General features: G+C 68.5%; 13 protein-coding genes. 9 read left to right on the top strand and 4 right to left on the bottom strand.

Going from position 1 to position 13,012, the window contains the following annotated elements:
• Positions 1-97: 97 nt before the first annotated feature.
• The 8 genes from AC5RWD_RS03955 to hemL all read left to right on the top strand — a co-directional run bounded on the left by AC5RWD_RS03955 (position 98) and on the right by hemL (position 8,670).
• Positions 98-1,300 (top strand): hypothetical protein, encoded by a 1,203-nt coding sequence (locus AC5RWD_RS03955; protein WP_494018792.1) that lies wholly within the window; start codon positions 98-100, stop codon positions 1,298-1,300.
• A gap of 74 nt (positions 1,301-1,374) precedes the next feature.
• A complete protein-coding gene (gene hemQ, locus AC5RWD_RS03950) occupies positions 1,375-2,076 on the top strand; it encodes a hydrogen peroxide-dependent heme synthase (protein ID WP_494018791.1) in 702 nt (233 codons plus the stop codon).
• A complete protein-coding gene (locus AC5RWD_RS03945; protein WP_494018790.1) occupies positions 2,073-3,308 on the top strand; it encodes a ferrochelatase in 1,236 nt (411 codons plus the stop codon). The genes hemQ and AC5RWD_RS03945 overlap by 4 nt, the downstream gene beginning before the upstream one ends.
• The gene (hemC, locus tag AC5RWD_RS03940; protein ID WP_494018789.1) at positions 3,305-4,303 is read left to right on the top strand and encodes a hydroxymethylbilane synthase; all 999 of its coding nucleotides are present in this window, start codon (positions 3,305-3,307) and stop codon (positions 4,301-4,303) included. The genes AC5RWD_RS03945 and hemC overlap by 4 nt, the downstream gene beginning before the upstream one ends.
• A 17-nt stretch (positions 4,304-4,320) precedes the next feature.
• Positions 4,321-5,202 carry a uroporphyrinogen-III synthase gene (locus tag AC5RWD_RS03935; RefSeq protein ID WP_494018788.1) on the top strand — a complete coding sequence of 294 codons (882 nt, stop codon included), beginning with the start codon at positions 4,321-4,323 and terminating at the stop codon, positions 5,200-5,202.
• A 42-nt stretch (positions 5,203-5,244) separates the two neighbouring features.
• The gene (gene hemB, locus AC5RWD_RS03930; protein ID WP_494018787.1) at positions 5,245-6,225 is read left to right on the top strand and encodes a porphobilinogen synthase; all 981 of its coding nucleotides are present in this window, start codon (positions 5,245-5,247) and stop codon (positions 6,223-6,225) included.
• Positions 6,225-7,325 carry an LLM class flavin-dependent oxidoreductase gene (locus AC5RWD_RS03925; protein WP_494018786.1) on the top strand — a complete coding sequence of 367 codons (1,101 nt, stop codon included), beginning with the start codon at positions 6,225-6,227 and terminating at the stop codon, positions 7,323-7,325. The genes hemB and AC5RWD_RS03925 overlap by 1 nt, the downstream gene beginning before the upstream one ends.
• A gap of 13 nt (positions 7,326-7,338) precedes the next feature.
• Positions 7,339-8,670, top strand: coding sequence for a glutamate-1-semialdehyde 2,1-aminomutase (gene hemL / locus AC5RWD_RS03920; protein WP_494018785.1), 1,332 nt, complete (start codon positions 7,339-7,341; stop codon positions 8,668-8,670).
• Between the two features lie 86 nt (positions 8,671-8,756).
• Here hemL and AC5RWD_RS03915 read toward each other — a convergent pair whose 3' ends face one another.
• The 4 genes from AC5RWD_RS03915 to AC5RWD_RS03900 form a co-directional block, all read right to left on the bottom strand.
• Positions 8,757-9,602 carry a MetQ/NlpA family ABC transporter substrate-binding protein gene (locus tag AC5RWD_RS03915; RefSeq protein ID WP_494018784.1) on the bottom strand — a complete coding sequence of 282 codons (846 nt, stop codon included), beginning with the start codon at positions 9,600-9,602 and terminating at the stop codon, positions 8,757-8,759.
• Between the two features lie 97 nt (positions 9,603-9,699).
• Complete coding sequence (locus tag AC5RWD_RS03910) at positions 9,700-10,371, bottom strand: methionine ABC transporter permease (RefSeq protein WP_102971944.1); 672 nt, start codon at positions 10,369-10,371, stop codon at positions 9,700-9,702.
• The gene (locus AC5RWD_RS03905; RefSeq protein WP_494018783.1) at positions 10,368-11,438 is read right to left on the bottom strand and encodes a methionine ABC transporter ATP-binding protein; all 1,071 of its coding nucleotides are present in this window, start codon (positions 11,436-11,438) and stop codon (positions 10,368-10,370) included. The genes AC5RWD_RS03910 and AC5RWD_RS03905 overlap by 4 nt, the downstream gene beginning before the upstream one ends.
• Positions 11,439-11,737: 299 nt before the next feature.
• The gene (locus AC5RWD_RS03900; RefSeq protein WP_353712632.1) at positions 11,738-12,448 is read right to left on the bottom strand and encodes a 3'-5' exonuclease; all 711 of its coding nucleotides are present in this window, start codon (positions 12,446-12,448) and stop codon (positions 11,738-11,740) included.
• 143 nt (positions 12,449-12,591) lie between these two features.
• Between AC5RWD_RS03900 and AC5RWD_RS03895 the strand changes: the two genes are divergently transcribed.
• Complete coding sequence (locus AC5RWD_RS03895; protein WP_494018782.1) at positions 12,592-13,008, top strand: MGMT family protein; 417 nt, start codon at positions 12,592-12,594, stop codon at positions 13,006-13,008.
• Positions 13,009-13,012 lie beyond the last annotated feature (4 nt).

Genomic DNA, 13,012 nt, shown 5'->3' with positions numbered 1-13,012 from the left:
TTTCGGGGAGGCAGTGTCCCTGCCCGCCCGCGATACCTTCTGGCCGGCATGCCCGCAAGTTTTTCTCCGCGCGAAAATGTGTTTAGGGTCGATGACTATGGTCAATCAGAAGTCCGATGGTTTTCGTTCGCTGACTGGTTTCCATGGGGGTCTTCGGCGTGGCACGGCAGCAGCTGCGCTCGGAGCGGTACTGGTCTTGTCCGCAGGCGTTCCTGCATCCAACGCTGCCGCGTCCGAACTGCCCGCATCCGACCTGCTGACGGATCCCGGCCAGGGCGCCACCGCCGCCGATACGGGGCTGGACGCCACCGTTGACGCCGCCGGCCTTGAAGCCTGGGCGGCGGCCGCGCTGTCCCGCCACGGCAAGAGCGAAGGCACCGCCAACCACGGAAAGTCCAACAGCGGAAAGTCGGACAGCGGAAAGTCCAACAACGGCAAATCGGGCGAAAGTAAATCGGGCGACGGCAAGTCGAACGAAGGGAAGTCGGACGGCCGCCGGGCGCCCGCACCCTCCGAGCCCTCGCCATCGGAGTCGCTGCCGCCGTCACTTGCGCCCCTGGTTCCGGCGCCGGCCCCCTCGGTGACCCTTACAGCCAGCCCGACGCCCGAGCCGTCGATAACCGCTTCGGCCACCCCGACGAAGCCGGCTCCGGCACCGTCCGATCCCGGCCACACCTATCCTGGTTACACAAGCCCTGCACCATCGCCCGCTCCGACCTCCTCGGAAGCGGCATCGCCCTCCCGGCCGGCCAGGCCATCAGGTTCTCCGGTTGCCCCGGCACCTTCCGAAGCACAGCCCTCCGGCACGCCGTCACAATCCGGCAGCTGGCCGGGATCGACGGCAGGAACCGCCGGCTCTTCCCCGGCAGGGCAGGCTCCGAGCGGGCAGGCTCGGGCCGGCCAGTCGCCGGCCGGTTCAGCGCCCGGAACGGCGGGATCCGCCGCGCCGGCCGCCGGCGGCTCCCAGGGCGGTGCGGCCAACAGCTCCCCAGCGACCACCGAAAGCCCGTCCGCCGACGCCAGCCCGTTCGGGGACATCACCGGCCTGGCCGGCGGATCAGGCGCGCGGGGACGGTCGGCTGCGGGTGTCACCGGCGGAGTCTGGGGTTCGGCGCAGTTTGCGGGACCGAACAACATGGCCACGATCGGCTCGCCCTACTCCCGCGTACCGGCCGAGAGCGCCGTCATGGGCATTTCGCGGAGCGGGACCATCGAGCCGCAGGTGTGGTGGGGAGCCGGGCTGCTGGCGCTTGCCGGGGCGGCTGGTGTTGCGGCGGTCCGGATCCGGCGGGCGCTGTGAAATTAGCCACTTCTACGCGACGTAGAAGTTGAGTTTTTCGACTTAGGCCGCATGGAAGGGGCAGGATAGTAACCATGAGCCACACTCCTGCCGAATCTGTCACCAAAACCGAAGACTCAGCCGAGCAGTTCTTCACCCTCTGGACCGTTTTCAAGCGTACCGCCGAGGTCCTCCGCAGCGCCGATGCTGCCGAGGATTTCGATGCCCTGGTGGCGCGCCTGGCCCAGGGAGGGGTGACCCACCGCGGAAGCTACGACGTATCCGCCATGCGCGCCGACGCCGACGTCATGGTCTGGCTCCACGGCCCCAAGCCCGAGGCGCTGCAGCAGGCCATCCGTGACATCCGCCGCAGCAAGCTCTTCGCGGGGACCGAACTCGTGTGGTCCGCCATGGGCGTGCACCGTGAGGCGGAGTTCGCCAAGAACCACACCCCGGCCTTTTCCCGCGGCGTGGAGCCGGCCGAATGGCTGTGCGTGTACCCGTTTGTCCGCTCCTACGAGTGGTACCTGCTTCCGGAGAATGAGCGCGGCAAGATGCTGCGCGACCACGGCCTGCTGGGCCGCGACTTCCCCCAGGTCATTTCCAACACGGTCTCCTCGTTTGCCCTCGGGGACTGGGAATGGATCCTTGGCCTCGAAGCGCCCGAGCTCGTGGACCTCGTTGACCTGATGCGCCACCTGCGTTCCACCGAAGCACGCAACCACGTCCGCGAAGAGATCCCGTTCTACACCGGCCGGCGGATCAGCTCCGGCGAGATCGCCGAGGTTCTCGCATGAGTCCGTTGGACCCGCAGGAAGGCGCCGTGAATCCTGTCACCGAAGCCGGCCGGATGGCCCCCAAGGAATACGACGGCATCCTCCTCGCCTCGTTCGGCGGCCCCGAAGGCCAGGATGACGTGATTCCGTTCCTCCGCAACGTCACCCGCGGCCGGGGGATCCCCGACGAGCGCCTGGAAGAGGTATCCCACCACTACCGCGCCAACGGCGGCATCAGCCCGATCAACCAGCAGAACCGCGAGCTGAAGGCCGCCCTCGAAGCCGAACTGGCAACGCGGGGCATCGACCTGCCCGTGCTGTGGGGCAACCGCAACTGGGACCCGTACATCCCGCAGACCCTCCAGGACGCGTACGACGCCGGCCACCGCCGCCTGCTCATGCTCACCACGAGCGCGTACTCCTGCTACTCCAGCTGCCGCCAGTACCGCGAGGACATCGGCATGGCCCTGACCGAAACCGGGCTCGACGGCAGGCTGGAAGTGGACAAGGTGCGCCAGTACTTCGACCACCCCGGCTTCGTGGAACCCTTCATCGCGGGCACCGCCGAGGGAGTTGCCGAGGTTCGCGCCCAGCTGGCGGCCGCCGGCAAGCCGGACGCCCCCATCCACGTTCTCTTTGCCACCCACTCCATCCCCACCCGGGATGCCGTGGCGGCGGGCCGTTCCGAGGACGAGCCCCGTGAGTTTGCGGAGGATTCCGCCTACGTGGCCCAGCACCTCGCCAACGGCGCGGAGATCATGCGCCGCGTGGAAGCCGATTCCGGCCTGTCCGTGCCGTGGTCCCTTGTCTACCAGTCCCGGTCCGGCGCTCCGCATATCCCGTGGCTCGAGCCGGACATCAACGATGCCATCGAGGACCTCGCCAAGCAGGGTGTCGCGGGTATTGTGATCGTGCCCCTGGGCTTCGTCAGCGACCACATGGAGGTGGTCTGGGACCTCGATACCGAAGCGCTGCAGACCTGCCAGGACCTGGGCCTCGCCGCCACGCGCGTGCCCACGCCGGGGACGCACCGCCGCTTTGTCGAGGGGCTCGTGGACCTGATCTGCGAACGAACCGTAGCCAACAACATCGCGGACCGCCAGGCAGTCACCGGCCTCGGCCCCTGGTACGACGTATGCCGTCCCGGCTGCTGCGAAAACTTCCGCGGCGAAAAGCCCACCATCGCCGGGGCCGACACCACCGTGGGCCAGGGGCATGACCCCTACCCGGCCGCCGGGCGGGACGCACAGTGACAGTACGGATCGGCACCAGGGCGAGCAAGCTCGCCCTGACCCAGACGCAGCAGACGGCCGACCGGCTGGCCGCCGTCGGAGGTTTCGACGTCGAACTGGTCCATGTCAGGACCGACGGCGACGTCCTCACCGGATCGTTGTCCCAGATGGGCGGCACCGGCGTCTTCGTGGCCGCGCTGCGCGACGCGCTGCTGCGGAACGAGTGCGACGTCGCCGTCCACTCCCTCAAGGACCTGCCTACGGGTTCCGCCCCGGGCCTGGCGCTGGCCGCAACCCCGCCCCGGGTGGACGTTCGCGACGTCCTCTGCGCCCGGGACGGCCTCAAGCTGGCCGACCTGCCCAGGGGCGCCCGCGTCGGGACCGGCTCTCCCCGCCGGGCAGCGCAGCTGCGCGCCGTCCGCCCCGACCTGGACATCGTGGACATCCGCGGCAACGTCGACACCCGGCTGGGCCGCGTGCCCGGCCTGCCGGGCAATGCCACCGACGCCGTGGTTGACGGGAAGTCGTGCGACCTCGACGCCGTCATCCTCGCCGCAGCCGGACTGGAACGGATCGGCCGCCTGGACACCGTCACCGAATTCCTGGAGACGGACGTCATGCTCCCGGCAGCCGGCCAGGGGTCGCTGGCCATCGAGTGCCGCACCGCCGAGGCGCCCCGCCGGGCCGGGTCCACCGAGGGGTCGCAGGGCGTGCTCGCCCAGGCGTTGGCCGCCCTGGACGATGCCGACACCAGGCTTGCGGTTACGGCCGAACGTGCACTGCTTGCCCGGCTCGAGGCAGGCTGCGCCGCCCCCGTGGGCGCCTACGCGTACCGCAAGGGCAGCATGCTCCACCTGGAAGCTGTGGTCTGCGCCGTGGACGGCACCGCCTCGGTGCGGGACAAGCGGGCCACGGACGGACTCACCGAGGTCGGTGCCACCCTGCTCGGAATCGAACTGGCAGAGGTCCTGCTGGCAGCGGGGGCTGCGGACATCGCGGACCTGACGGCGTCCTGACCGCCGACGGCCACCGGATGGGAACGACGAGCGGGGAGAACCGGGCTGGCGGGCGCCCCCTGGAAGGGTGCCGCGTCCTGGTGACGCGAAGCCCCGAGCGGTCCGGACCCCTCGCCGAGGCTCTGCGGCTGGCCGGCGCCGTTCCCCTCCTGTTGCCGCTGACGGCCGCTGAACGCGCCCCGGACCAGGCTGCGCTCGACGATGCCTTCGCGGCACTGGGCGCCGGCCGCTTTGAGTGGCTCGTGGTCAGCAGTGCCACCACCGTCCTGGCGCTGCAGGAAAAGGCTGCAGAGCGCGCCGTGGCACTGGGCGACTGGCTTCCGGCCGGAACGCGCGTCGCCGCCGTCGGCCCCGCCAGCCGGAGGGCGCTTGAGGCTGCTGGGATTGCGGTGCACTTTGAGCCGGAGCAGGACCATTCAGCGGCCGGGATCGTCAACGGGTGGCCCGGCGGCCCCGCCGACGTGCTGCTGCCGCAGGCCGACATCGCCGCGCCTGCGCTGGCCCGCGGACTTGAGGCGAAGGGTGCCCGGGTCCGTACTGTGGTGGCGTATTCCACGGTGGACTTCCCGGCCCAGCCGGGGCGCCGCCTCGGGCAGACCATTGGGGGCCCTGGCCAGCCCGATGGCGAAAAAACGGCCGCCGCGCTCCCGCTGCTTACACCCGCCGAAGCGAAAGCCGAGGTCGACGGCGGCGTCCTGGCCGCCGTCGTCGCCGCCTCACCCAGCGCGGTGCGGCGCATCGGCGCCACCCTGGCGCCCCTCGGCTCCTGCCGCCTGGTGGCCATCGGCCCGTCAACAGCAGCCGAGGCGGAAGCGCAGGGGCTCACCGTGGCGGCCACGGCCCGCGAGGCCACGCCCGAAGGTCTCGTGGCGGCTGTCATCCGGGCGCTTGCCCCCTAAACATCCACTCATCTACAGCAGGCCCACAGTGAAGGACAGGACATGAGCTTTCCGCACCACCGCCCCCGGCGGCTCCGCACCACCCCCGCCATGCGCAGGCTCACGGCCGAGCACCGCCTAGCCCCGGCGGATCTGATCCTTCCCGCGTTCATCCGCGAGGGGCTCTCGGAGCCCAACCCGATTGCCTCCATGCCCGGCGTCGTGCAGCACACCACTGAAACCCTCAAGCGGGCTGCCGCCGAAGCCGTGGAACTGGGTGTCGGCGGCATCATGCTGTTCGGCATTCCCGAGACCCGGGACGCGGAGGGCACGGCGTCGCTGGACCCGGACGGGGTGCTCAACAAGGCCATCCGGGACGTGCGGACGGAAGTGGGGGACAGCCTCGTGGTGATGAGCGACGTCTGCCTCGACGAATTCACCGACCACGGCCACTGCGGCGTCCTGGACAGCGACGGCTACGTGGACAACGACGCCACGCTGGAGATCTACGCAAAGATGGCTGTGGCCCAGGCCGACGCCGGCGCCCACGTGCTGGGCCCGTCCGGCATGATGGACGGACAGATCGGCGTGATCCGCCAGGCCTTGGAGGACGCCGGCCACGTGAACACCGCCGTGCTGGCCTACGCCGCGAAGTACGCGTCGGCGTTCTACGGCCCGTTCCGGGAAGCGGTGGACTCGCAGCTGAAGGGCGACCGCAGGACGTACCAGATGGACGCCGCCAACCGCCGCGAGGCCATCCAGGAGGTGGAACTGGACCTTGCCGAGGGTGCTGACATGGTGATGGTCAAACCGGCCATGAGCTACCTCGACATCCTGGCGGACGTCGCCGCGATGAGCCCCGTGCCGGTCGCGGCCTACCAGATCTCCGGCGAGTACGCCATGATCGAGGCCGCCGCTGGCAACGGCTGGATCGACCGGCGGGCGGCCATCACCGAATCAGTCCTCGGCATCCGCCGCGCCGGGGCAGACATGGTCCTCACCTATTGGGCCAGCGAAATCGCCGGCTGGCTCAGGGAATCCTGATGCAGGGGGCGGCTCCGGGCCAGAGCACAGGACCCACCGCTCCGGTGGGGCCAGGACAGATCCTGCTGGGCCTGAACACGTTCGGGGACGTCGGTCTGGACGGTGACGGCGAGCCCAAGCCGCACGCCCAGGTGCTGCGGGAGCTGCTGGACCAGGCGGTCCTCGCTGATGCCGTCGGGCTTCATGCCTTCGGTGTGGGGGAGCACCACCGCCGCGACTTTGCGGTCTCCGCCCCCGAGGTGTTCCTGGCAGCCGCCGCGGCGAGGACCACCCGGATCCGGCTCGGTTCGGCCGTGACCGTCCTGAGTTCGGACGACCCCATCCGCGTGTTCCAACGCTTCTCCACCGTGGACGCCCTCTCCGGCGGCCGCGCCGAGGTGATGCTGGGCCGCGGCTCGTTCATCGAGTCCTTTCCGCTGTTCGGGCTGGACCTGGCGGACTACGAGGTGCTGTTCGAGGAGAAGCTCGAGCTCTTCGACAGGGTGCGGGTGCAAAAGCCGGTCCATTGGGAGGGCCGGACCAGGCCCGCGCTGGCCGGGCTGAGCGTCTATCCACCGCTGGAGCACCACCTGCTGCCGGCCTGGATCGGCGTGGGCGGCACCCCGGAGTCCGTCCTGCGCTGCGCGGAGTACGGCTACCCGATCATCTTCGCCATCATCGGCGGCCAGCCGCGCGCGTTCGGTCCTCTGGTGGACCTGTACCGCGACGCGATGGCCAAGTATGGCCAGCCCATGCAGCAGATCGCCACCCACTCGCCCGGTCACGTCGCTGAAACCGACGAGGCGGCCCGTGAGGAGCTGTTTCCGCACTGGCTTGCCCAGCGGAACAGGATCGGCGCCGAACGGGGCTGGGGCCCGGGAAACCGCCGTGAGTTCGACGCCATGTGCGGCCCCGAGGGTGCCCTGTACGTCGGCTCGCCTGAGACGGTGGCGCAGAAGATCGCGCTGCTCAAGCGGAACCTCGGCGTCGACCGCTTCGACCTGAAATACGGCAACGGCACGCTGCCGCACGAATCCATGATGCGCTGCATCGAACTCTTCGGCACCGTGGTGGCACCGCGGGTGGCCGAACTCCTGTCCGGTGACACTCCCGCAGACTGAAAGAATGGGAACCATGACTTCCAGCATCCCTCGCAACGAGGAACTCTTCGACCGAGCCCGCCAGCTGATGCCCGGCGGGGTGAACTCCCCGGTCCGCGCCTTCGGTTCCGTTGGCGGCACACCACGCTTCATGGTCGCGGCCAAGGGCCCCTACCTGACCGACGCCGACGGCAAGGACTACGTGGACCTGGTCTGCTCCTGGGGCCCGGCCCTGCTGGGGCACGCCCACCCGGCCGTTCTGGACGCGGTGCACGCCGCCGTGGACCGCGGCCTCTCCTTCGGTGCCTCAACCCCCGATGAGGCCAACCTCGCGGCCATCGTCAAGGAACGCGTGTCCGCCGTCGAACGGCTGCGCATGGTGTCCACCGGCACGGAAGCCACCATGACGGCGATCCGGCTGGCCCGTGGCTTCACCGGCCGCAACCTGGTGATCAAGTTTGCCGGCTGCTACCACGGGCACCTCGACGGGCTGCTCGCGTCCGCCGGCTCCGGCGTGGCCACCCTTGCGCTGCCCGGTTCGGCAGGCGTCACGGCCGCCACCGCCGCCGAGACCCTGGTGCTGCCGTACAACGACCTCGGCGCCGTCGAGGCAGCCTTCGCTGAACACGGGCCCAACATCGCCGCCGTCATCACCGAGGCGGCGCCTGCCAACATGGGCGTGGTCACCCCCGGCGAAGGCTTCAATGCCGGCCTCTCACGGATCACCGCCGCCCACGGCGCGCTGCTGATCGTCGACGAGGTCCTGACCGGCTTCCGCACCGGCTACTCGGGCTACTGGGGCCTCACCGGCGGCGCCGCCGACGCCACCGAGAAGTGGACTCCCGACCTCCTGACGTTCGGCAAGGTGATCGGCGGGGGCATGCCGACGGCGGCCCTCGGCGGACGAGCCGACGTCATGGACCACCTCGCGCCGCTGGGTCCCGTCTACCAGGCGGGCACGCTGTCCGGCAACCCGGTGGCCATGGCGGCCGGTGTCGCCACCCTGACCCACGCCACCCGGGAGGTCTACGACTTTGTGGACGCCCGGTCCCTGGAACTGTCCGGCGCACTGTCCGCCGCCCTGGCTGCGGCCGGCGTGGACCACTCCATCCAGCGCGCCGGCAACCTGTTCTCGGTGGCCTTCGGCACGTCCGAGCAGGGGGTCCACAACTACAGCGACGCCCTGAAGCAGGAGTCGTTCCGCTACGCGCCGTTCTTCCACTCCATGCTGGAATCGGGCGTCTACCTGCCGCCGTCCGTCTTCGAGGCCTGGTTCCTGTCCGCGGCGCACGATGACGCCGCGATGAACCGGATCTTCGAGGCACTGCCGGCCGCCGCGGAGGCAGCCGCCGCAGCGAAGGCCTGAACCGCCGTCGGACTTTCCAACAAAAAACTCTGGCACCCGCCGCGGCGGGTGCCAGAGTTTTTTTGCTGTCCGGTGTTCCGGTTTGCCTAGAAGGCTACGGTCACGTCGCCGTTGGGCCATTCCTTCTCGATGAAGGCCTTGACCTCGGGGGAGTGCAGGAGCTCGTCCAGCTTCTTGATGCGGGGATCGTCCTTGGACTCCGAGCGCCAGGCCAGGAAGTTGGCGTAGGGGTTGTTCTCGGTGGACTCCACGGCCAGCGCATCGGTGGTGCTAAGTCCGGCCTTGAGGATGAAGTTGCCGTTGATCAGGGCCAGGTCCACGGAGGGATCCTTCAGGTCGTTGATCAGCAGTTCAGGCTGGTTCTCGGAGAACTTCAGCTTCTTCGGGTTCTGGGCGTCAGTCAGGCCGATGACGGAGGAGTCATCCTTGATGTCCTTGACGAGGCCGGCCTTTTCCAACACCCGGAGCGCCCGGACCTGGTTGGAGGGATCGTTGGTGATGGCGATTTTGGCGCCGTCCTTGATCTCGCTGATGTTCTTGACCTTCTCGGAGAAGGCGGCGTACGGCTCGATGTGGATGCCGGCGCCGTGGCCAAAGTCGTAGCCCTTGGTCTTGACCTGGTCCTCGAACCACGGCAGATGCTGGTAGTAATTGGCGTCCAGCGAGCCGTCGCTCAGTGCGGTGTTCGGCGTCTGGTAGTCCTCGATCTCCTTGATGTCCAGCTTCAGGCCGGCCTTCGGGGCGAGGTCCTGGTTGAGGAATTCAAGGATCTTGGCCTGCGGAACGGGGCTGGCGCCCACCGTGAGGGTGACGGGCTTGGCCGGGTCAAGGGCCTGGGTGGACTCGGCGCTGGGGGCGGGGGACCCGCCGCACCCGGCCAGTGCCAGGGCCGCGGCGATGCCGGTGGCGAGGAGGGTGAGTGATTTACGCATGGGATGCGTTCCTTTCGAAATAGCCTGGATTCCGACGGCGGTGCCGGGGAGATCCTGTTCAGGTGCAGTGGGCGGCTACCCGCTGCAGTGAAGATTTTTAGCGGTGGTCCAGGCTGCGGGAGATCCATTCGCCCGTGAGCTGGATGAGCTGGACCAGGACGATGATCAGCACGATGGTGACGATCATGACCGTGACGTCGAAGCGCTGGAAGCCGTAGTTGTAGGCGAGCTTCCCGAGGCCGCCGCCTCCGACGAGGCCGGCCATGGCGCTGTAGCCCACCAGGGTCACCACAGTGGTGGTCGCGGCAGCCACGAGCGCGGGCAGGGACTCGGGCAGCATCACCTTGCTGATGACCTGCATCCGTGTGGAGCCCATCACCTGTGCGGCGTCGATCTTTCCGTGGTGGACGTCGCGCAGACAGGCCTCCACCAGGCGGGCGAAGAACGGGATGGTTCCGATGGACAGTGATACGGAGGCAGCCACCGGACCCAGGCTGGTTCCCACGAGGAGCCGGGCGAGCGGGATCAGTGCCACCATCAGGATCGCGAACGGGATGGAGCGGGTGATGTTGACGACGATGTCGCTGACGATCCGGTTGACCACCGGCATGGGACGCAGCCCGCCGGGAACGGTGACGTGCAGGAAGACGCCCAGCGGCAGTCCGACCAGCACGGTGAAGAACGCAGAGATACCCACCATCTGGAGGGTCTCGACAATGGCCTCCGGCAGTGCCTTGGCCAGGACAGGGTTGCTGAAGATCTCGTTCACTTGACGTCTCCCGTCTCGGCGGCGAAGTCGGTGTCCGCCGGGGCGAATTCAGACAGTTCCGCGTCGTCGGCGGCGGAACCGGCCAGCTTGGCGCTGATGCCGCGCGCGCGGAGGTAGCCCAGGACGGCGTCGTAGTCAGCGTTGTCGGCCAGCTGGACCCGCAGGTGGCCGAACTGCTGGCCGCCGAGTGTCTCGACACTGCCGGCAAGGACGTTCAGGTCAATGTCGAAATGCCGTGCCACTCCTGTGAGCACGGGCTCCTTGGCGCCTTCGCCGGAGAAAAGGATCTCCAGTACAGGCCCGGCCTGGAGCGCGCCCTTGATCGGTTCCGACGCCGGCAGCGGCAGAAGTGCCCGCGCCAGTTTGCTGTCGAGGTCCGATGCCACCTCGGCGAGGGGACCGGACTCGATGACCCGGCCCTTGGACAGGAGGGACACGGACCCGCAGACGCGCTTCACCACATGCATCTCATGGGTGATGATGAGCACAGTGAGTTGCAGGCGGCGGGTCAGGTCCTGGATCAGGTCGAGGATTTCGTCGGTGGTGGCAGGGTCCAGTGCGGAGGTGGGCTCATCACACAGCAGGACATCCGGGTCCGATGCCAAGGCGCGGGCGATGCCGACGCGCTGGCGCTGTCCGCCGGAAAGCTGGGAGGGGTAGGCATTCTCGAAGCCTTCGAGGCCCACAAGTTTCAGCAACTCGGCGACCCTGGTCCGGATCCTGTCCTTCGGCGCCTTCACCAGTTCCAGGGGATGGGCGACATTTCCGGCGGCCGTTCGCGAATCCATGAGGTTCGCGTGCTGGAAAACCATGCCGATACGGCGGCGGGCGGCGCGGATTTCCGAGTCCCTGACGGAGCTCAGTTCGGTACCGTCGATGTTGACCGACCCCGACGTCGGGCGGTCCAGCAGCGTCAGGCAGCGCACCAGGGTGGACTTGCCTGCGCCGGAGTGGCCGATGATGCCGTGGATGGAGCCTTTGGGGACAGAAAGGGAAACCCCGTCAAGGGCCACGACTTCCTTTTTTCCCTGACGGTAGACCTTGCGCAGGTCGGTGACTGTGATCATTTATCCTCAGGAGGTAGGACTTGGGCAGGGCATAGCACAAGCACGGTTCTGAACTAAATTATGTCAGCGCAGGGAAATGGCAGCCACTTCCGAACATCGTTCGGCATTCGCCCGGCAAGGCCGCAGGGTTGACTGTTCCTAAGCGCTTCGGCCCGTGTGATTGGTGGCTGCCTAGGGGCTTCCTGAATCAGGATGGCGGCAGGATCCCGCTGCGGGCTTTTGCCGGGAGCTGTGATCTCGGTCCCAGTGAGTTCCGTTATGTTCCCGCCGAGCTGCCCTGGTTTTGTTGCCGGCCGGACCTAGAAGCCGCCGCGGCTGGCGTCCTCAGGAGGCAGCACCGGCCAGTCGCCCTCGATGACGGCGGCGGGCTTGGTCTTGCGGAGGTACTGCTGGAAGTCGGCGGCCTGGCTGACGGCCCAGTCCACCTGAAGCTGGTGCAACTGGCTGGCCGGCATGCTCAGTTTGGGGAATTTGCCGGCCATGGCATCGAGCATGCGCAGCGTCGCCAGGGCATCCGCGGCCGATGTGTGGGCGTTTTCCAGCTCCACGCCGTACTCCTCGCACAGGGCGGTCAGCGTCCGCTTGCCCTTGCGGTAGCGGTCCACCTGCTTGTTCATGATGTACGGGTCCAGGACGGGGAACCGGCTCAGCTGCGGCACGCCGTAGCGGGCCGACTCGGCGGCCAGGACGGTGAAGTCGTAGCTGGCGTTGAAGGCGATCACCGGTACGCCGTCGTCGAAGAGCCCCTGGAGCACGGCAGCGACTTCCCTGGTGACCTCGGCCGCAGGCCGGCCGTGGCTGCGCGCGTGTTCTGTGGTGATCCCGTGGACATCGCTCGCCTCCGCCGGGATCTCAACCCCCGGATCGGCCAGCCACTCATGCTCGCGGATCACGTTCCCGGAGCTGTCCACCACGGTGACTGAGGCCGTCACGATCCGGGCGGCACGGGAGTTCCGGCCCGTGGTTTCGAGGTCGAAGGCGGCCCGGGGGAGAGTGTTCCAAGTGCTCATGGCTCCAAATTACCCGGCGGCACCGACAGTAAAGGTGCTTGCCCGCCGCGTGTCCGGCATGGTGTGGCAAGACACGGTGTGGGAAGACGCACACGGCACTCATCCTGACCGCTGATGACGCGCGCCGCCGATACTCTGAAGGCATGCGGGCGGAGTACGTGGAGGCGGTTTTGGCGGTGGTTGACCTCATCCCGGCCGGCTCGGCGGTGGCCTATGGCGACGTCGCTGAGCTTCTTGGTGCCGGAGGGCCGCGGCAGGTGGGGTCCGTGCTGAGCCACTACGGCAGCGGCGTCCCGTGGTGGCGGGTGCTGCGGGCCAGCGGGCTGGCGCCGGACGGCCACGAGTCCGAGGCGCTGAACCACTACCTGCAGGAGGGCACGCCCCTGCGCGGGGACCACCGCGGGTTTGCGAGGACGGGCGAGGGGCGGTGGCGGGTGGATCTGAGCGCTGCGCGGTGGGCGCCGTCCGACGCCGAATTTGACGCCCTGGACCTGATCGCCGAGCGGCTGGAAGCGTCGCTGCGAAAATTGTCAGTCCCGGATGATGGAATGTCCGTGTGACCGC

The sequence above is a fragment of the Arthrobacter sp. CMU6 genome, assembly GCF_059090205.1.
The sequence above is the reverse complement of the archived record's forward strand: the minus strand, read 5'-3'. Positions and strand labels throughout refer to the sequence as shown.